This is a genomic window from Kamptonema animale CS-326, from assembly GCF_028330895.1.
In the GTDB taxonomy this organism is placed as follows: domain Bacteria; phylum Cyanobacteriota; class Cyanobacteriia; order Cyanobacteriales; family Microcoleaceae; genus Kamptonema; species Kamptonema formosum.
In genome coordinates this window covers 1-18,258 of the sequence record NZ_JAQMUA010000444.1, presented here as the reverse complement: position 1 = coordinate 18,258, position 18,258 = coordinate 1, and the positions used below count along the sequence as shown (strand labels likewise).

The following is an 18,258-nucleotide window of genomic DNA, read 5'->3' as shown; positions in this document are numbered from 1 at the left end:
GAGCAGAAGCGATCGCCATCCCGATCGCTTCTGCGGGTTGATTGAGCGCTGGCAAAACTGCTAGCATCAATCCCAGTGCTAGATCCTGTACTACTAATATCCCTAGCATCACCTGACCGTGAGGCGTGGCGGCTTCGTTGCGTTCCATTAAGCACTTAAGCACTACAGCCGTTGAAGATAGGGAAAGTATCGCTCCTAAAAATACTCCTTGGGCTGGCGAATGCACCCACCCCATTCCTACCGAGACTAAGGTAGTGACAACGATCGTCAATACAATTTGTAGGCCGCCGCCGCCGAGACTAATGCCCTTGACGCGATTGAGTTCCGCGAAGGAAAATTCCACACCCAAAGCAAACAATAAAAAGGCAACGCCGAACTGAGCTAGAGTTTCTACCTGGATTAACTCTTTAATCAATCCCAGCCCGGTTGGCCCGACAACGATCCCCCCCAGAAGATAGCCAAGTAGTGGGGGTTGGCGCAAAAGTGACGCGAAGAGTCCTCCTGCCGCCGCCGCAGCGAGAACTAGAACTAAGTCAACGATCAGCCTGAAATCTTCTTGCACAACTTTATGAAAATTTTATAAAGTTATATTATAGTATCTTAATGAGTTGACAAAAGGTGACAATCAACTAAAATTGTAAACGATCGGAATTAGCAGTTTTTAATGGCATAAAATCCTGCAACTCACAAAAAACTCTATTTATTACAAGTCAATCGGGGTAGATCTGCTTTATTTGTGACAATTTTTCACATCAGTAGCATAAATTAAGTAGAGTTGTAATCAACAATTTTTTCACTTGTTTAGAAAAAATATTGTTGATAAAGTGACTAAGTAGTGACCAAGTAGAATGGCTCAAATCAGATCGATCCTACTTAAGAGCGAGAGCTAGTTCAGTTTCTATATAGTTAATGATGATGATCGAACGAGTGAATACCTGGAATCAGTCGCTTACTTCCCCCGTAACTGCAATCAGATTGGTAGCTAAGAAAATTGCGGCGGTGGTAAGTGGGATAGCAGTTAGCAGTGCGATCGCTTTAGCGACACCAGTACAAGCTTTGCAAGTGCTAGTAAAACCACCGAACCCGCAACTGGGTGATACCCTGTCGGTAGTTATCCAGGCAGATTCTAGCCAAGAAGCAAGTCCGACAGTTTCGGCTAAACAGAAGACTTACCAAGCATTTCCAATGGGGAACGGTAGATGGCGGGCGCTGCTACCTACGACCCCTTTAGATAGTGCTGGCACAGTACAAATCCAAGTTACCAGTGGTGGCGAAAGGAAAAATTTAACTGTACAGGTGCGCGATCGCTCTTTTCCCACTCAGTCGATTTGGCTTCCTCCCGGTAAAGATAGCGAAGGTACTGACCGTGAATTTGACCGAGTGGACGCATTTAAGGCACTCGTAACACCACAGAAGTTCTGGAACGGGCCATTCCTAAGACCGAATGGCGGAGAAATTACTACCATTTATGGGGTAAGACGGTATTACAATGGAGTTTTTGCTAAAGATTATTACCATCGGGGTGTAGACTATGCTGGTGCTTACGGTTCTCCGATAGTAGCGGCTGCTGCTGGTCGCGTCGCTCTAGTGGGGCGTGAATCTGAAGGATTTCTGATTCACGGTAATGTCATCGGCATCGATCATGGTCAAGGGGTGGCGACCATCTATCTACACTTAAGCCGGATTAATGTGAAAGAGGGGGATGTTGTGAAAGCTGGTCAAGCGATCGGCGCTTTGGGGGCAACAGGAGCAGCTACGGGCCCTCACCTACATTGGGGGCTTTATGTAAATGGAGCCTCGGTCGATCCTGTTCCTTGGCGATATGAGGCGATTGAGTAACATTTTTGAGCGGCAAAATCCTGAAAATCTCTCGCATTAAGCTGAGAGGAGGAAAGGTAGCGGCAGGATTTATCCTACTGCCAGTGGATGATAGGATGAGACTACGAGTAGGAACAATCGCTTAGAATTCTCTTTTATTTAGGTAGGAGAGAAGCCATAAGTGTTGAGTTGCAATCTTGTGCGGGCGAGAATAGGGGGGTACGATCGCAGATTTTGGCAATCATCCCAACATAAATTCTCTCTCACCTCACCCTAAATTCGAGGCGATCGCACTTACAATCTGTGTTTTCACCAGCCCAAAGAATGTTTTCTACTCTCACCTTAAAAACTTAAACTCACAATTCTATTGATGATGCCGTCGAGCGGGGAAGCATTATGAGTATTGAAAAAATTGTCGAACAAGCTTTGCAAGACGGTTATTTAACGCCGTCGATGGAAGCAGAAGTGGGGCGGATCTGCAACACGGCCTCGGAACTTTCGATTGAAGAATATATGGCTCTCGATCGCCTGATGGGAGCTTTATTAACCGGGGAAGTTGTAGTTTTACCCCGCAAGCAGTTCATAAATGTGATGGAGGAATTGGTACTCAGCGAGGCGATCGCGCGGGTAGCAGAAATTGAGGCGGCTAGCGAGGTGACTCTAGACGTGGGAGATATCGCTGCTTATGCCTTAAATAGGCTTCCGCCTCTTTATGCCACTACGGAGGAGGGCGCACATTTCCAGCGGGCGAAGGCAAAAGAACAACTTCAGGATTTGATTGCTGGTCAAGTTAATGAGGCGATCGCCCGTAACTTGGATCGACCAGACACTCCCAACCCAACAGCCTTGGGTAAATCTTCTGGAAACGAAGTCCTCTCCCAGCTAACTACGTGGCTACAAGCTAATGCCACCAATTTCGATCCTCAGCCTTTATAAAATTAGTTAACAGTTAACGGTTAACTGTTAACCGTTAACTATTAACTAATTGCTAGCTTCCTCTGAGCCATTCGGAGGGCTAACAACCGCTTTTTCTGCGCGTTTTTCGCGTTTCTTGCGATCCGCTTGCAGGACATCTGCAAGGACAATTCGCGCCTGTGCTATTTTTTCCAGATTGCTGCGGTACAGGTCTAAATCTTTAGTGACTTTTTCCTCTGGTAAGTGCAATGCTGCACAAACTTTCGCGATCGCCTGAACTCGCGCCTCTGGATCTTTTACTAAGTCAGGGTCTACTATTTCCAGCAGCGCAAACAAACCGATGGCAAATAAGCGGCTGTATTTAAATTTGGAGTTAGTCGCGATCGCAGTGATTGAGGCTTGCAAATCACCAGTATCTTCAAAGCTGGTCGATCCCTCCAGCCACGATAGCAAGTCCAAAGTAGAAACGCGAGAAGCCAAACCTTCCAAACGTCTCGCATCCTGCTGATATCGCTGGGGATCGTCGCCCAAAGCCTGACAAAGCCCATTAAAAATCGAAACCTTATCCTGTTCTGGCAAATACCCTTGCATGAAGCGCTCAAAAGCTGTCACCACCCCCAAGGCGTAGATTGGGTTGTAGCGAAAATCGACGTTCACCGAAAGTAAGTGCATTTCTACCATTAACTCTTCCACTACACGACGATAGATAGAGTTAATAGGGCGAGTGTGAATCGTGTAGAAACTTCGCTTTGTATCTGAGACAGTGCTGTTGTTATTCACCTGGTCTTCTAGCGGTCGAATTGCGCCGCAGCGGGGGTGCTGGGCGGTGTGAGGAAAGCCGGACTTTTTGTGCAGCGATCTTGCTGACAAATAGTTGCACGTTTTTCAAGGCTTTGCAGTCCCAACTAACGAGGCAAAACCTGGCAAATGGCGTTTTTTCCAATTCGCTGATTTTGCCCACTCAGGAATCAAGCCCCACACTTTGGTAACGCCCTGCTCTGGAGGGTTTTGATACCGTCCCGATGGCGGCGTTACTGAGGTAATGCTTAATTTCTGCGATTGCGATTGGGCTACCTGTACTATCATACCTTAGCCGGGATCGCTAAATCATCTCCACTTCGGGCTGACTTAGCTTTGTGAGATAAACACAACCCAGCTTTTTTGTCAAGATAAAATTTGAGATTTCAAATCGACATGACACTTTCTACTGAATTAACCGCTTTAGCTCGCTATATGGCAGGGGAATTCGACAATCGCACGCAAGCGCTCGCCGATCCAGTTTGGTACGTCCACCTCCGCCTCTGGCAGCGACCCCTCCCTATTTCCCTATTTTCTGAACCCAGCATCACCCTCTATGTCGAACAAGCCAACATTCTCAAACTAGACAAACCCTATCGACCTCGGATTGTACAACTGCGGCATTCACAGAGCGCACCGGAGCTTATAGAAGTTCAGTATTATATGCTCAAGGATATAGCAGCCTTGCAGGGAGCAGGTCAGAATCCTAATTTACTGAAGCAGCTAACGCCGGAGCAAGTAGAACTCCTCCCCGGCTGCACTCTTACAGTTACTCGGCAAGATTTAACTTCAAACCGTTATCGGTTTCGCGCGTCCTTACCCCCTGAAACCCAGTGCTGCTTTACCTATGGCGGTCAAACTTACCAAATAGACCTCGGATTTGAGGCCTCGGCCGAAGAATTTCTTAGCTATGACAAAGGAATTGACCCTAAAACAGGCAAATCCATCTGGGGAGCTTTAATGGGCCCCTTCAGATTCGTTAAAAGCCAAGATTTTGCCTCAGAAGTAATCGGTTAAAGGCATGAAGAAGGAAGAAGGAAGAGGGAAGAAGGAAGAAGGGCAGGAATTTACCTTGGGGTGTTCCTGATACTCCTCATCTCCTGAGTTCCCGCAATCCTAAGCCTCTGATCTTTTCGCTCTAACTTGCGCGGGGTACGCCTTCTAGAGCTTCTTCTTCCGTTTCAAAAATTTCAAACACAGAATCCATCATGGTGACTTCAAACACCAGTTTGGCTTCTGGATGAACGTTGCAAATCCGAAAACTCCCCTTAACTTTATCGGCATCACGCATTCCAGCCACCAGTGAAGTTAGGCCAGAGCTATCGATAAAGTTAACCTGACCTAGATTCACAACAACATGACGACTAAGTTTGGAAATACATTCCTGCAACTTGAGGCGGAATTGCCATGCGGTTGTGATGTCCAAGCGTCCAGTCGGTGCCAGGACGATAACTGTCGTACCGTCCTGAAGCGTATGGGTTTTTTGATCGATGTGAATCACTGACCCTTCCCTCGAGATTGTAGGTATTGCGGTGGTTGATTATCTCACAGTAGTTTAACTCAGAGCTGTGACTACACACCTATCCAATTAACCCAATCTTGGGGTTTCAAGAATTTCTCGTACAGTTCAGCTTCTGGAGTCTGAGGTTCCGGTTGATAGCCATACTCCCAGCGTACCAAAGGAGGTAACGACATGAGAATAGATTCGGTGCGACCGTTGGTTTGTAAACCGAAAATAGTGCCTCTATCGTAGACGAGGTTAAATTCAACGTAACGGCCCCGGCGGTAGAGTTGGAAGTTCCGCTCGCGATCGCCATATTCCATCGATCGCCTACGCTCTACAATGGGCGAATAAGCTGGTAAAAAGGCGCGTCCGCATTCCTGTACAAACGCAAACAAATCCTCCCAACTGCGGGGTTCTGGCGTTCCAACTTGATTGCTGTAGTTAGCAGCAGGCCCTTTGGGGTCTGGGCCGCGATAGAGTTGGGTGTGACCGTCTTGGTAGTCAAAAAATAGACCGCCGATCCCGCGCGTTTCTTGGCGGTGCTTGAGGTAAAAATATTCGTCACACCACAGTTTAAATGTGGGGTAATACTCAGGGTGGTGGCGATCGCAAGCGGCCTTTAAAGTCTGATGAAAATGAGCTGCATCTTCAGCAAAAGGATAATAGGGAGTCAAATCCGCACCCCCTCCAAACCACCAGACGTGGCCCGCCTCAAAATAGCGATAATTTAAATGCACAGTGGGGATATAAGGATTGCGGGGGTGCAAAACCATCGAAGTCCCAGTCGCGTAAAAACCTTTACCCGCCAATTCCGGGTACTGATTAAGAATCGAAGGCGGCAAAGTTTCGCCCCAAACCTCCGAAAAATTCACTCCCCCCTGTTCAAAAACATCCCCTTGCGTCATCACGCGAGAACGTCCCCCGCCTCCTTCCGGGCGTTCCCAGGATTCCTCTTTAAATTTGCCAATACCATCAAGAGCTTCTAAGCCTTGACAAATTTCGTCTTGTATGCCTTGCATGAACTGACTAACCCTACTTTTTGAGTCAGCAGGTAGTAGAGGCGCGGATGTAGGTGTTTTGGAAGTTGTAGAAACAGTCATAACAAATTCAAATGTAAGATTAGAGATTTTGCGATCGGCAAGGAATCCAAAATCTGGCGGTGATGTCATTATCCCACTCTAGACCAGCAGAGGGGCACAAAAAGATACATTAAGAAATAGCAACATAGGATTTGCGTAACGCAGCCCTCCGGGGGGTATCCTCACCGCCCAGAGGGGGGCGTTACAAAGTGCCTAAGTCCTAAAAGATATACATCAACAGCAGGATTTTAAAATTAACTGCTCAGATTTACAGCAAAGGTGGAAAAATAATGTCCGATCGGCTCGATATTAACTCAGTCTTAGAAATCCTGCGGCCCGTTCAAGACCCCGAACTCGGCAAAAGTTTGGTGGAATTGAATATGATTCGCAACATCAAAATCGACGGGGGCAAAGTTAGTTTTACCTTAGTGCTGACCACCCCTGCTTGCCCCCTACGAGAGTTTATTGTTGAAGACTGTCAAAAAGCCGTCAAGCAGTTACCCGGAGTTGAAGGCGTAGAGGTGGAAGTCACCGCTGAGACACCCAAACAGAAAGGAGTACCCGATCGCCAAGGCATTGAAGGTGTTAAAAATATCTTAGCTATTTCTAGCGGTAAAGGCGGCGTTGGTAAGAGTACGATCGCAGTCAATGTCGCCGTAGCATTGGCTCAATTAGGCGCTAAAGTAGGCTTACTAGACGCTGATATCTACGGCCCTAACGACCCAACAATGTTGGGTCTGGCAGATGCTAAAGTCATGGTCACGAAAGGCCCCCAAGGAGACATTCTCGAACCGGCATTTAACTATGGCGTAAAGCTGGTTTCAATGGCCTTTTTGATTGACAAAGACCAGCCCGTAATTTGGCGCGGCCCGATGTTAAATGGTATTATCCGCCAATTTCTCTACCAAGTGCAGTGGGGAGATTTAGACTATTTGATTGTCGATATGCCTCCGGGGACTGGCGATGCCCAATTAACTATGGCACAGGCGGTACCAATGGCTGGTGCAGTGATTGTGACTACGCCGCAGACTGTAGCCTTGCTGGATTCTCGCAAAGGGTTAAAGATGTTCCAGCAGTTAGGCGTGCCCGTATTGGGGATTGTAGAAAATATGAGTTATTTTATTCCCCCAGATATGCCAGATAAACAATACGATATTTTTGGGTCTGGCGGCGGCGAGAAAACTGCTGCTGAGTTAGGCGTACCCCTATTAGGCCGCGTACCCTTGGAGATTCCTTTGCGGGAGGGTGGTGATGGAGGCGTGCCCATTGTCGTGGGACAACCCGATTCAGCTTCGGCGAAGGAGTTGAAAGCGATCGCGCAGCGCATTGCTGGTAAAGTTTCTGTAGCTGCCCTTGCTTAGAGAGTTTTGAGTTTTGAGGTTTAAGTATTTTACATAACTCAAAACTCTTCTAACTCCTAGTAAGCTAGAAAGTGCCAACCTTACTATCAAAGAATTATGATTTTTCCCGGTTCAGCAGTTCGAGTTAAGGATATCGGCGAGATTTATTACGACTTTCAAGGACAAGTCCAGCGAGTCAGCGATGGCAAAGCTGCGGTACTTTTTGAAGGCGGAAATTGGGATAAGCTGATTACATTCCGGCTGTCGCAGTTAGAATCTGTGGATGCTACGGCTGGCCGTGCTAAAGGTAAATAACAAAGGTAATTGGTAATGGGTAATTGGTAATTGGTAATTGGTAATTGGTAATTGGTAATTGGTAATAGCTAATGGCTAATGGCTAATGGCTGATTAGTTCGCCCTACCTCACCCAATTGAAAAATGCTATAGTTAGTTGTTAGTAGTTCGTTCTCTTTTTCGACTAGCAACTAATTCAGTGATTGCCGTTAAAATAAGCAATCTCAAATGTTGATTTTTCGTTGTCAGTGCGTAAGCCCTGCTTGTAATTCTATCTGGTGGATGAGGCGAAACAAATATTAAATCATTGGGTGTCCGATTATTCACCCAGCCTCATCCACATTACCCTAAGTTCACTACCAATTACCAATTACGAACACGGATTTTACCGATTACACGGATGACACGGATTAGTTAGAGTCACGATCGTTTACTCTGTGAAATCAGAGGAATCTGTAAAATCTGTGTATCCTAATTACCAATTACCAATTACCAATTACCAATTACCAATTACCAATTACCAATTAAGTATATGCGTCTTCCCCTACCTCAATTTACTGTAGAAGATCGTCGCCGCGACCACATTGGTGAAGTTATTGAAACAGCTACTACAGAATTTGTGGCTCAATGTTTAGAGCCAGATGATTTGAATTTTCCGCCGATGCCACCTTTTGGATGTTGGGTAAAAGCGGTAGACGAAGAATCTAGAAATCAGATTTACGGCGTAATTTATCATGCCACAACTTGCCCCATTGATACAGTTCACAGGGCGAGAGCTTTGGGTTTATCTCTCCAAGATTTAAGGGAACAACAACCCCAGATTTTTGCAATGTTAAAAACGGAATTTCGAGCAGCAATTGTGGGATTCCAAGGGCCGGAAGAAAGGTATAATGGTTCTGTACCGAAGCCGGGAACTATTTATCAATATATCCCGCCGCGTCCGCCACAAATTCACCAAGCTGTTTATAGTTGTGAACCTGATGAAGTGATTGCTTTTAGCGAACAGTTGGATTTTTTGCGGACGCTGCTTGAGGTGAGTAATGCGCCTGTCGATGCGTTGGCTGCGGCAGCGATTCGGGAGATTTATCAACTACGAAAACGCGATCGATCTTGGTTAGTACAGGCGGGAAGAAGTTTGAGTGTTGTGCTTAAAGATGATTACGATCGGTTAAGAGTAATTTTGAGTCAATTACATCCATAAATAACCTAATTAAACGTTAGATACAGATAGCTAAAAAGCTTAAGATATAAGCATTTTTTCTTCTATCCTAGATAACTAAATTTTCATTTTCTTCTAGGTCTCCGCGTCTCCCCATCTCCCTGTATCCTTCTTCCTTCTCCCTGTATCCTTCTTCCTTCTTCCTTCTTCCTTATTTTATGCTAAGCGATCGCACTCCTGACAGCAAACCCCGGATCGTCGTAATTGGGGCCGGAATTGGTGGACTCACAGCCGCAGCCTTATTAGCCAAAAGAGGCTACCAAGTGCTAATCTTAGACCAAGCGATCGTTCCTGGGGGATGCGCTTCTACCTTCAAACGTAAAGGCTTTACCTTCGATGTTGGTGCTACCCAAGTAGCAGGTTTAGAACCTGGAGGTATTCATCATCGTATTTTCTCAGAATTAGACATTGAAATACCCGCCGCCACACCTTGCGATCCCGCTTGTGCGGTATTTCTTCCCGGTGAAACTGAACCTATTAGTGTGTGGCGAGATCCTAAAAAATGGCAGTTAGAAAGGCAAAGACAATTTCCCGGAAGCGAACCTTTCTGGCAGTTATTGGCAACTTTATTCAAACCTAGCTGGAAATTTCAAGGTAGAGATCCTGTTTTACCACCACGTAATTTGTGGGATTTATGGCAATTAACTAAAGCAGTTCGTCCCGACACTTTGATTACTTTACCGTTTACCTTCATGACAGTAGGTGATGCTTTAAGATTGTATGGTTTGGGCGATAATCTACGTTTAAAAACTTTTTTAGATTTACAATTAAAGCTATATTCTCAGGTAGATGCAGAGGAAACAGCACTACTTTATGCGGCGACGGCTTTAGGTGTTTCCCAAGAACCACAGGGATTATATCACTTGCAAGGGAGTATGCAGGTATTGAGCGAGAGTCTTGTGGAAGCTATAGAAAGAGATGGTGGAAAATTATTAATGCGGCATACAGTTGAACAAATTCATACAGTCAATAATAAGGCTAATTGCGTAACTATTCGCAATCAGAAAACAGGTGAAGTTTGGACAGAAACGGCTGACCATATTATAGCTAATGTAACTGTACAAAACTTAGTAGAATTGTTAGGGGAAGGAGAAAAATTAGCAACTAATTTAGTAACTAATTCAGTTGCCAAATTGCCCGACTCAATGGTTGGCTACAAATATCGAGTAGATAAATTGCCTCCTGCATCAGGTGCTTTCGTCATATATTTAGGAGTAGAGGAAAGCGCAATTCCTGAAAATTGTCCGCCACACCTTCAATTTTTATACGACTATGACGGCGTAATTGGTGAAAACAATTCCCTATTTGTTTCTGTCAGCAAGTCAGGAGATGGTAGAGCACCGAAAGGGAGGGCGACAATTACAGCCTCATCTTTTACCGATACTAGAAAGTGGTGGAATTGTGCGGATTATGAAGGGTTGAAACAAAGATATAGCGAAGAAGCGATCGCACGTTTGGGTCAATATTTTGACTTAACACCTGATAAGATTTTACATCAAGAAGCGGCAACGCCTCGAACCTTTGCGCGGTATACTGGGCGGGATCTAGGAGTTGTTGGCGGTATTGGTCAAAGAATACCAACTTTTGGGCCGTTTGGCTTTGCAAATCGGACACCAGTTAAGCATCTTTGGCTAGTAGGTGATTCCACTCATCCAGGGGAAGGAACAGCGGGAGTTTCTTACTCTGCTTTAACAGTAGTCAGGCAAATTGTTAGTAATTAGTGGTTAGTTATTAAGGGACAGCAGCTAAAGACCAACCCTTAATAGCTTCGATATTTCTACCCAAGTAAAACCGTTGAAGATCCAGAACCTGGTAATAGATTTAAACTGAGATTTCCCCCGCCTTCAATAACAGCAAGTGTGTCAAAGCGACTGATTTCAGTAACTCCATTTTTAACGACAGGCAAGCCGTTTGTTTGGATAGCTAAATCTCGATTATTGTTAATGGGAAATACCAAGTATTGATCTAAAGAAGGTGGGAAATCATCTACTAGCTGGATGCTATCCTGACCTTTGGTAAAGTTCCTAATTGTAGCAAAACCTTGACCAATATATAAAGTTTGCATTCTAGTCAACGCTCCCCTATTAGTTATTATCGCATCGCCGAGTGTGAATTTATCGCGGCCGCTACCGCCAATGAGAGTATCGAATTCATTACTGCCATCACTTTCATAATCTCGGATGTAGCCACGTCCAACTGCTCCTCCCTCTGCAACTAAACCTAGTTCAACTCCAATTAATTCGACATTCCCTATCCCTATACCAGTAAGGATATCATTGCCAGGACTTCCCACAAAAGTCGCAGATCTGCTAGTCTCAAATTGCCCATATTTGAAGTAGTGTTCGCGACTGGTTGTCAAGGCTCCAGAACTAATAAGTTCAAACAGAACGGGGTTTGAGAACAAGTATTCCGTTTCAAAGAAAGAAGTACCAGACCGACGCTCTTTGCTTCCGAATTTAACGAAATGCTGGTAGCCATCTGTAAAAGTTCCATTCTGAATAAATGGCAGCAAATCTCGGTTATTGGCTAGATAAAATGCTTCGTCATAGTTAGGTGATACGCCAGTTCGACCCTGTTCGTAACCGTATTGGATAAAGTGGTCTAATCCTGAAGTAAAAGGCGCGCTTGGGTTGTTGGGAGTGCGGATTAAGGCAGCGAGGTCGGGATATTGTTCCAGATAGGTAGATTCGTCAAAATACCGCGATATTCTGGTGACGCCAGCAGCTTGACCAAAACGTTCAAAATGATCTCTCCCAGATTTAATAATTCCTTGCTCGATCGCAGTTTTTAACGCTGGATATTGCGATAAGTAGTATTGTTCGTCAAAAATGTCATAATTTGCCATAATTAACACCTAAAGTCTAGTATTTTTTCTTGTGGGGTTTAACGTACTCTAGTATTATAATTTTCACTATCTAATACTGTCCATAAAAGCTATAACCAAATGCCACAAACGATCCCGGAAATTAGTGTAGAAGAATTAGACCGCCGTCTCAAGGAAGAATCAGTAGAGAAATTGCAGCTTGTAGACGTGCGAGAAACCTACGAAATTGCGATCGCATCCCTACCAGGGTTTGAAATTTTGCCCCTAAGCGAATTTGCCGCATGGTCTGACCACATCCGCAGCCGCCTCGATCCCGACGCAGAAACCCTAGTTCTATGCCATCATGGAGTGCGATCGGCTCAAATGTGTCATTGGTTGGTAGATCAAGGCTTCACTAACGTCAAAAACATCACAGGCGGCATCGACTATTACTCACTAAAAGTCGATCGCACCATCCCCCGCTATTAGCCAAACTCTGTTATGGTGGGATTAACAACTCCGATCTGCTACCTTTGAGAACAGAGTTTCTGGGTTCAGAGTAGAGGCGGGTTTAGCCCATAAACTTTGCATCTCACCGATAAATTTTATACAAAACCCGCCCCTATTTGTTCGATAATTGAGCTTAAAAGCCTGTGAGCGTCAATCTTACCGATCGCCAACAACGTATTCTTTGGGCAACGGTTCGCCATTATATAACCACAGCCGAACCTGTTGGCTCAAAAGCTTTGGTTGACGAATATAACCTCAGTGTTAGTCCCGCCACCATTCGTAATGCGATGGGGGTCTTAGAAAAAGCCGGACTACTCTATCAACCTCACACCTCCGCCGGACGGATTCCCTCTGACTCAGGCTACCGGATTTATGTAGATCGACTAATTGCTCCCTCTGAAAAATTAGGTGGTAAAGTCGAACAGGTTCTAGACCAGCTTAATTGGTCGGATGGCCGGATGGAAACGCTGCTGAGGGGTGCAGCCCAAATTTTAGCAACTGTCAGCGGCTATATTGCCCTGATCACGCTTCCTCAGTCTCATACTGGTAACTTGCGCCACGTTCAACTGGTGCAAATCGACCCCAAACAGGTAATGCTGATTGTGGTGACTGATAGTTACGAAACGCAGTCAGTCTTGATGCAGTTACCTCAACCTAAAAATGGTGAAGCCAGCGAAACCTTTGGGCCAGAGGATGCAGAAATAGTCGATCGCGAATTGCAAATATTATCGAATTTCCTTAATAGCCAACTGCGGGGGCGATCGCTGTGCGAACTCTCACTGATCGATGCTAGGGAATTAGGTCGCGAATTTGAACGCTATGCCGAATTATTGAAAACTGTACTCTCAGATGTGAGTCGCAAAGCTCAAACTCCAGCTTATACCCGCATTTTAATAAGTGGTTTAGCAGAAGCCCTACGATTACCTGAATTTTCCCAACTCCAACAAGTTCAAACCATTATTCATCTACTCGAACAAGAACAAGAGCAACTCTGGCCTCTGATTTTTGCATCAGGTAGCTCAGAAACGCCCGGTAAGCGCGTGAAAGTGCGAATTGGGTCAGAAAACCCCTTAGAACCGATCCGCTGTTGTACGCTAATTTCCTCAACTTATCAGCGGGGTTCAGTCCCGGTGGGTAGTGTGGGAGTTTTGGGGCCGACGCGGATGGTTTATGAAAATGCGATCGCGGTAGTGGAAGCAGCGGCCGATTATTTAACCGAGGCGATCGGTGGAACTTGAGCAATTTATCCTGATAGCTATCTCTAGCTTGGGAATTTGACACTCCCCGGTCTAAAGACACGGGGATTCTTGAGGACAAACCTTGGGGGATAAATCCACCCAAAGTTTGATTCTTAAAGGGTTAGTCAGTAACCCGCTACCCACTCGCTTAACAATTGAGTCTGTGGCTACTTTTGATTTACGGATGATATTTGCCGCACCGTTAACGTCTGCATTTAGAATTAATCTCTGAGCCGAACGGTACAAACCTCGTTGAATTCTTTTACCTGATGGTTGCCAATTGTCGGGTTTTTCACCAACTTTTACTGGCAGAAAATCTCGATCTAAAAAGCTAGCTTTTGAGGTGTAAGATTCATCTTGCTCCACAAATCGCCAACCCCTAAGATCGCATTCTTGTTGCAATCTATCTTTAACTTTAGCTCTGGGTATTTGAACGAAGTTCTGATTGGTTACTCCACCCATATTGACTTCTTGCTTCTGTCCCTTATTCCAACCAAATACTATGACATTAATTTGGTGACTTTCGCAATAATTTATGATGGTTCTTACTGCTTTGTTGACAGCATCTCTCATCCTTCTAGTACGAGTTTCTGATAACTGTTGCAGTCTTTTTGACGAGAAGCCTTTAGGCAACTTGCGTTTAGCGTGCTCTGATTGAACTCTCGCTTTTTGCTTGTTAAACCATTGGTTCCAAGACTTCAATTTGTGACCATCAATAATAAATGGTTTGCCATTGCTAGAAACACAGGTCAACCAGTTATTGATACCATGATCTATACCTAGAACTCCAGTTACTTCGAGACTACAACTAGGGGCTTGTTTGGTCAAAGATTCGTGGACAAATTCAACCCAGACCTCACCATTTCTAGGGATTAACCTGAGTTCTTTAATCGAGCAACCCTTCAGTCTTTCTGGTAATGTCACCCAAAGACCGTCTACCCCAAAGTGTTCTTTCCCTTTATTCCCTAGAGGCAATCTCACCCGATTGCCGACTATTTTCAAGGCTTGTCCCGGATATGAAACCGGGTACATACCCCCTTTGGTTCTGTACTTGGGTAATCTCGGTTTTTGATTAAGTTCCCCCTTTTTGGCTAACTTTTCTAAGGCTCGGAAAGAGCTAAAAGATTCAGCGACAGACTTAAGGGATTGTTGAGCAACTTGCGAGTAGAGCAAGCCGTAATTTTTGTTGGCTTTGGTTATTTTGTAAAGTTCGGGATATTTAACTGCGCCTTGGTCTTTGAAGTATCGTTGCCGACTTTCGTAAGTGCCGACATTAAATAGGTTATTTGACCATCTCAACAGTTGTTCGACAATGGATTTATCGCGTCCTATTAAATGCCAGATATCTTTTTGCACTGCATACATTTGGTTTCACCTCCTTTGATTAATTGTACTATACTTGGAAATATCTAACTGAGAGACTAAAGTCTCCCGATCCCTTTCATCCCTGGACTAAAGTCGCAGGTTTTTCAGGGGATTTTTTTATAAAAAGCATAGATGCACCCTGATTTACAAACCCCAAGCAAAACTTGCCTGGGGTTTTTTATAGCTAAGGGCTAGGGGCTAGGGGAAGAGAGGAAGAGGGGCTAGGAGCTAGAAAAAAAGAATCGTAAACTGTGATATCCTAGAAAAGTTGTGTAAATTCGCACATCCAGGTTTTCGGGTGTTTCCGAGGCTCAAAACCTCAGAAATACGGCTGGATGGAGGATTAACCCGAATCAGGAGTTAAAAATATGTCAGTCGTCAGTTTGGCTCAAATGTTGGAGTCAGGAGTTCACTTCGGGCACCAAACCCGTCGGTGGAATCCCAAAATGTCCCCTTATATTTTCACCGAGCGCAATGGCGTTCACATCATCGACCTAGTACAGACCGCTCAGCTCATGGAAGATGCCTATGAGTACATGAGAGAGGCTTCTGAAAAAGGCAAAAAGTTTCTGTTTGTCGGTACTAAGCGCCAAGCCGCCGGCATAGTCGCTCAAGAAGCCCATCGCTGCGGCGCTTACTACGTCAACCAGCGCTGGCTGGGAGGAATGCTCACTAACTGGACAACAATTAAATCCCGCGTTGAGCGCCTAAAAGATTTAGAGCGCCGCGAAGAAACCGGGGCTCTCGATTTGTTGCCGAAAAAAGAAGCCTCAACGCTGCGCCGCGAGTTGGCGAAACTGCAAAAGTATCTGGGCGGGATTAAATCCATGCGTAAGATTCCTGATGCAGTCGTACTTGTAGACCAACGCCGGGAATACAATGCTGTTTTAGAATGCCAGAAGTTAGGGATTCCCATCGTCTCGCTGCTAGACACAAATTGCGATCCCGATTTAGTAGACATTCCCATTCCAGCGAACGATGACGCTATCCGTTCGATTAAACTAATAGTAGGTAAGTTGGCTGATGCCATCTATGAAGGTCGTCACGGTCAGCTCGAAAGCGAAGTAGAAGATTACTACGAAGAGTACGAAGGTGGTGAAGACGACTACGAAGCTGGCGAGTTGGAAGAGCTCGACATCCCAGATTCAGAGGCCGACGAAGACGCTGAAGCTGAATAATAGTATTTGAGTTGGTCGCTGGTAATTAGCAATTGGCAATTGCTTTTAACCCTTCGCATTGCAAAGGAAAAATTACCAGTGCCTAACTCAATACTCTAAGACTTACGCATAGACAACGTAATTATGTCATTGCGAGGCTTCCGAAGCAATCCCAAAGCCTTGCTACACCGTTAGAATGCGTAAGTCTTCTACTCATAAATAATTCTGATTAGGAAGGTAGGCGAGATGGCAGAAATATCAGCAAAACTTGTTAAAGAACTGCGAGAAAAAACTGGCGCTGGCATGATGGATTGCAAAAAAGCGCTAGTAGAAAATGACGCAGATATAGCCAAATCAATTGAGTGGCTGCGGAAAAAGGGGATTACTTCTGCTACTACAAAAGCAAACCGCGTCGCCTCTGAAGGCTTAGTAGGTAGCTACATCCATACGGGAGGCCGTGTTGGTGTACTCGTGGAAGTTAATTGTGAAACAGATTTTGTGGCCCGCCGCGAGGAGTTTCAACTTTTGGTGCGGAATATTGCCATGCAAATTGCAGCTTGTCCGAATGTGGAATACGTGAAAGTTGAAGACATTCCCGCTGAAATTGTCGAGAAGGAAAAGGCAGTTGAAATGGGTAAGGATGACTTGGGCAATAAGCCAGAAAATATTAAGGAAAAGATTGTTCAAGGACGAATTGATAAGCGTCTGAAAGAGCTCTCTTTGATGGATCAGCCTTTTATTCGGGATCAAAATATCTCGGTGGAAGAGTTGGTGAAACAAACTATCTCTCAACTGGGTGAAAACGTCCAAGTGCGCCGATTTGTGCGGTTTGTATTAGGCGAAGGGATTGAGAAGGTAGAAAGCAATTTTGCTGACGAAGTTGCCGCCCAAATGGGAACTAAATAATTAAAAATTAAAAATTAAAAATTAAAAATTACAGAAAATGTGCTGTTGTTTTTAGTTTTTAATTTTTAGTTTATAGCAGTTTTTAATTGGTAGGCACTATTTTCAATTTACAAATTACTAAAGAAGGGGCTAGGATGCTCAGGACTAGGGACTAGGGAAAGAGGAAGAGAGAGGGAGATGGATAATTAGCCATTACCAATTACCAATTACCAATTACCAATTACCAATTACCAATTACCAATTACTAATTACCAATTATCAATTACAAATTACCAGTTAAGATTATTGTATGTCTGGAGCAAGTGAGCGAATTGAGCGGGAAATAGGAGTACTGGAAGAAGCGATCGCAAACATCGGTTCGGAATTGGCGAATAGCTACAGCGGTTATTTAAATGCCTTGGGACAAGCGGCGAGTCAGCAGTTAATTTTGGCTTGTTATTACCTTTGTACTCAAGGCTATCCAGAACCTTTTCTGAAGTTATCCTACAATCAGCGGCAAAAAATGCAGCAGTCGTTGCGGAAGTTGGGTATCGCAGCTTCTGAAAAGTTGCAATTGCTACTGAAGGAGGAACAGGGAGAGGAAGAGGAGGATGATGATGAGGATGAGGAAGAAGGATGGGAAGAAGAGGAGAATAACCAATTCACAGAAAGCGAAGGAGATGCGGGGCGAGAGGAGATATTTAGTCAACCCGAAACTCAAAACCCTGTTCGCGTAGCCTACCCGCAGGATTTAGCAGTGGAAGCGCAAGGAAGCAATTTCAAAACTCAAAACTCAAAAATTCCCAGTCCCCACTCCGCAGACAAATTATTGCAGTGGCAGGAGAAGATGGAAAAAGCGATCGCTAATATCCTTAGAAGCCTTTCTCGCGATAGTAACCGCTTGCTGCAAAACTCAGGAATTTTGCCTAAGCAATTACCGGAACCGATTTTAGAAGCTGCTGTTAACGCAGACACCTCTGGAGATGCGATCGCCGGGCCACCTAACCTATTAAACTTAATAATTGAAACCGTAGAATCTGAAGATGAAGAAAGTTTAGGAGAGTTAGGAGTAGGCAGTTTTGGAGGTTTAGGGGGGGCTCCCAGCGCTAATGCAGTTCATATCACGGCGATTAATCTACGTTTATCTGAAATTGAATTTGCCAATGCAGACGTGACAGCTTGGCGACAACAAATTCGCAACCTTTCCCTGCGGTTAAACACAGTGAGGCGCGACTATCAAAAAAAACAGCGCGAGTATACCGTAGTTGCGGCCGAATCTGCTTGGCGAGCCTGTTGGTTTGAAGGATAATAAGGTAGCGCCGCTCTCTGGGCG

The 18,258-nt window shown here is 45.0% G+C and carries 19 protein-coding genes; 12 read left to right on the top strand and 7 right to left on the bottom strand.

The window, feature by feature from the left end; genetic code table 11:
• On the bottom strand, positions 1-562 hold a 562-nt coding region (locus tag PN499_RS25960; protein ID WP_272035970.1), incomplete at its 3' end, for a cation:proton antiporter.
• A 347-nt stretch (positions 563-909) separates the two neighbouring features.
• On the opposite strand from PN499_RS25960, the gene PN499_RS25955 reads away from it, so the two are divergent.
• Together PN499_RS25955 and PN499_RS25950 are read left to right on the top strand one after the other, a co-directional pair.
• Positions 910-1,839: a M23 family metallopeptidase gene (locus PN499_RS25955; protein WP_272035968.1), complete on the top strand. Its 930-nt coding sequence runs from the start codon at positions 910-912 to the stop codon at positions 1,837-1,839.
• Positions 1,840-2,214: 375 nt separating this feature from the next.
• Complete coding sequence (locus PN499_RS25950) at positions 2,215-2,754, top strand: late competence development ComFB family protein (RefSeq protein ID WP_007355406.1); 540 nt, start codon at positions 2,215-2,217, stop codon at positions 2,752-2,754.
• Between the two features lie 45 nt (positions 2,755-2,799).
• Here PN499_RS25950 and psb29 read toward each other — a convergent pair whose 3' ends face one another.
• A complete protein-coding gene (gene psb29 / locus PN499_RS25945; protein WP_272035974.1) occupies positions 2,800-3,513 on the bottom strand; it encodes a photosystem II biogenesis protein Psp29 in 714 nt (237 codons plus the stop codon).
• 105 nt (positions 3,514-3,618) lie between these two features.
• On the bottom strand, positions 3,619-3,819 hold the full coding sequence (locus tag PN499_RS25940; RefSeq protein ID WP_272035966.1) for a hypothetical protein: 201 nt from the start codon (positions 3,817-3,819) through the stop codon (positions 3,619-3,621).
• A 108-nt stretch (positions 3,820-3,927) separates the two neighbouring features.
• On the opposite strand from PN499_RS25940, the gene PN499_RS25935 reads away from it, so the two are divergent.
• The gene (locus PN499_RS25935) at positions 3,928-4,548 is read left to right on the top strand and encodes a chromophore lyase CpcT/CpeT (RefSeq protein WP_272035964.1); all 621 of its coding nucleotides are present in this window, start codon (positions 3,928-3,930) and stop codon (positions 4,546-4,548) included.
• A gap of 121 nt (positions 4,549-4,669) precedes the next feature.
• Here PN499_RS25935 and PN499_RS25930 read toward each other — a convergent pair whose 3' ends face one another.
• Together PN499_RS25930 and hemF are read right to left on the bottom strand one after the other, a co-directional pair.
• On the bottom strand, positions 4,670-5,032 hold the full coding sequence (locus PN499_RS25930; protein WP_006631392.1) for an STAS domain-containing protein: 363 nt from the start codon (positions 5,030-5,032) through the stop codon (positions 4,670-4,672).
• Between the two features lie 71 nt (positions 5,033-5,103).
• Positions 5,104-6,135 carry an oxygen-dependent coproporphyrinogen oxidase gene (gene hemF / locus PN499_RS25925; protein WP_272035972.1) on the bottom strand — a complete coding sequence of 344 codons (1,032 nt, stop codon included), beginning with the start codon at positions 6,133-6,135 and terminating at the stop codon, positions 5,104-5,106.
• Between the two features lie 269 nt (positions 6,136-6,404).
• On the opposite strand from hemF, the gene PN499_RS25920 reads away from it, so the two are divergent.
• The 4 genes from PN499_RS25920 to crtD all read left to right on the top strand — a co-directional run bounded on the left by PN499_RS25920 (position 6,405) and on the right by crtD (position 10,688).
• Positions 6,405-7,475: an Mrp/NBP35 family ATP-binding protein gene (locus PN499_RS25920; RefSeq protein WP_272035958.1), complete on the top strand. Its 1,071-nt coding sequence runs from the start codon at positions 6,405-6,407 to the stop codon at positions 7,473-7,475.
• Positions 7,476-7,571: 96 nt separating this feature from the next.
• On the top strand, positions 7,572-7,769 hold the full coding sequence (locus PN499_RS25915) for an NAD(P)H dehydrogenase subunit NdhS (protein ID WP_007355401.1): 198 nt from the start codon (positions 7,572-7,574) through the stop codon (positions 7,767-7,769).
• A gap of 511 nt (positions 7,770-8,280) precedes the next feature.
• On the top strand, positions 8,281-8,949 hold the full coding sequence (locus tag PN499_RS25910; protein WP_272035955.1) for an HAS-barrel domain-containing protein: 669 nt from the start codon (positions 8,281-8,283) through the stop codon (positions 8,947-8,949).
• A 176-nt stretch (positions 8,950-9,125) separates the two neighbouring features.
• The gene (gene crtD, locus PN499_RS25905) at positions 9,126-10,688 is read left to right on the top strand and encodes a C-3',4' desaturase CrtD (protein WP_272035953.1); all 1,563 of its coding nucleotides are present in this window, start codon (positions 9,126-9,128) and stop codon (positions 10,686-10,688) included.
• A gap of 56 nt (positions 10,689-10,744) precedes the next feature.
• Here crtD and PN499_RS25900 read toward each other — a convergent pair whose 3' ends face one another.
• Positions 10,745-11,812 (bottom strand): calcium-binding protein, encoded by a 1,068-nt coding sequence (locus PN499_RS25900; protein WP_272035951.1) that lies wholly within the window; start codon positions 11,810-11,812, stop codon positions 10,745-10,747.
• A gap of 99 nt (positions 11,813-11,911) precedes the next feature.
• Between PN499_RS25900 and PN499_RS25895 the strand changes: the two genes are divergently transcribed.
• Complete coding sequence (locus PN499_RS25895) at positions 11,912-12,259, top strand: rhodanese-like domain-containing protein (protein WP_272035949.1); 348 nt, start codon at positions 11,912-11,914, stop codon at positions 12,257-12,259.
• A gap of 164 nt (positions 12,260-12,423) precedes the next feature.
• Positions 12,424-13,518 carry a heat-inducible transcriptional repressor HrcA gene (hrcA, locus tag PN499_RS25890; RefSeq protein WP_272035947.1) on the top strand — a complete coding sequence of 365 codons (1,095 nt, stop codon included), beginning with the start codon at positions 12,424-12,426 and terminating at the stop codon, positions 13,516-13,518.
• 51 nt (positions 13,519-13,569) lie between these two features.
• On the opposite strand, the gene PN499_RS25885 is transcribed toward hrcA, so the two are convergent.
• Positions 13,570-14,883, bottom strand: a complete 1,314-nt coding sequence (locus PN499_RS25885; RefSeq protein ID WP_272035945.1) for an RNA-guided endonuclease InsQ/TnpB family protein — start codon at positions 14,881-14,883, stop codon at positions 13,570-13,572.
• A gap of 368 nt (positions 14,884-15,251) precedes the next feature.
• Between PN499_RS25885 and rpsB the strand changes: the two genes are divergently transcribed.
• From rpsB to PN499_RS25870, 3 genes are all read left to right on the top strand, one after another.
• Positions 15,252-16,061, top strand: coding sequence for a 30S ribosomal protein S2 (rpsB, locus tag PN499_RS25880; protein ID WP_007354727.1), 810 nt, complete (start codon positions 15,252-15,254; stop codon positions 16,059-16,061).
• A gap of 225 nt (positions 16,062-16,286) precedes the next feature.
• Entirely contained in the window at positions 16,287-16,946 is a 660-nt protein-coding gene (gene tsf, locus PN499_RS25875) for a translation elongation factor Ts (RefSeq protein ID WP_007354728.1), read from the top strand.
• Between the two features lie 289 nt (positions 16,947-17,235).
• Complete coding sequence (locus PN499_RS25870) at positions 17,236-18,234, top strand: hypothetical protein (RefSeq protein ID WP_272035942.1); 999 nt, start codon at positions 17,236-17,238, stop codon at positions 18,232-18,234.
• Positions 18,235-18,258: the final 24 nt, after the last annotated feature.

Bases quoted from the DNA above. Each gene is read 5' to 3' on its own strand.
- PN499_RS25885 (WP_272035945.1), bottom strand. From the start codon at position 14,883: ATGTATGCAGTGCAAAAAGATATCTGGCATTTAATAGGACGCGATAAA.
- hemF (WP_272035972.1), bottom strand. From the start codon at position 6,135: ATGACTGTTTCTACAACTTCCAAAACACCTACATCCGCGCCTCTACTA.
- rpsB (WP_007354727.1), top strand. From the start codon at position 15,252: ATGTCAGTCGTCAGTTTGGCTCAAATGTTGGAGTCAGGAGTTCACTTC.
- crtD (WP_272035953.1), top strand. From the start codon at position 9,126: ATGCTAAGCGATCGCACTCCTGACAGCAAACCCCGGATCGTCGTAATT.
- PN499_RS25895 (WP_272035949.1), top strand. From the start codon at position 11,912: ATGCCACAAACGATCCCGGAAATTAGTGTAGAAGAATTAGACCGCCGT.
- PN499_RS25940 (WP_272035966.1), bottom strand. From the start codon at position 3,819: ATGATAGTACAGGTAGCCCAATCGCAATCGCAGAAATTAAGCATTACC.
- PN499_RS25870 (WP_272035942.1), top strand. From the start codon at position 17,236: ATGTCTGGAGCAAGTGAGCGAATTGAGCGGGAAATAGGAGTACTGGAA.
- PN499_RS25915 (WP_007355401.1), top strand. From the start codon at position 7,572: ATGATTTTTCCCGGTTCAGCAGTTCGAGTTAAGGATATCGGCGAGATT.
- PN499_RS25900 (WP_272035951.1), bottom strand. From the start codon at position 11,812: ATGGCAAATTATGACATTTTTGACGAACAATACTACTTATCGCAATAT.
- PN499_RS25955 (WP_272035968.1), top strand. From the start codon at position 910: ATGATGATGATCGAACGAGTGAATACCTGGAATCAGTCGCTTACTTCC.
- PN499_RS25935 (WP_272035964.1), top strand. From the start codon at position 3,928: ATGACACTTTCTACTGAATTAACCGCTTTAGCTCGCTATATGGCAGGG.
- PN499_RS25950 (WP_007355406.1), top strand. From the start codon at position 2,215: ATGAGTATTGAAAAAATTGTCGAACAAGCTTTGCAAGACGGTTATTTA.
- PN499_RS25910 (WP_272035955.1), top strand. From the start codon at position 8,281: ATGCGTCTTCCCCTACCTCAATTTACTGTAGAAGATCGTCGCCGCGAC.
- PN499_RS25920 (WP_272035958.1), top strand. From the start codon at position 6,405: ATGTCCGATCGGCTCGATATTAACTCAGTCTTAGAAATCCTGCGGCCC.
- tsf (WP_007354728.1), top strand. From the start codon at position 16,287: ATGGCAGAAATATCAGCAAAACTTGTTAAAGAACTGCGAGAAAAAACT.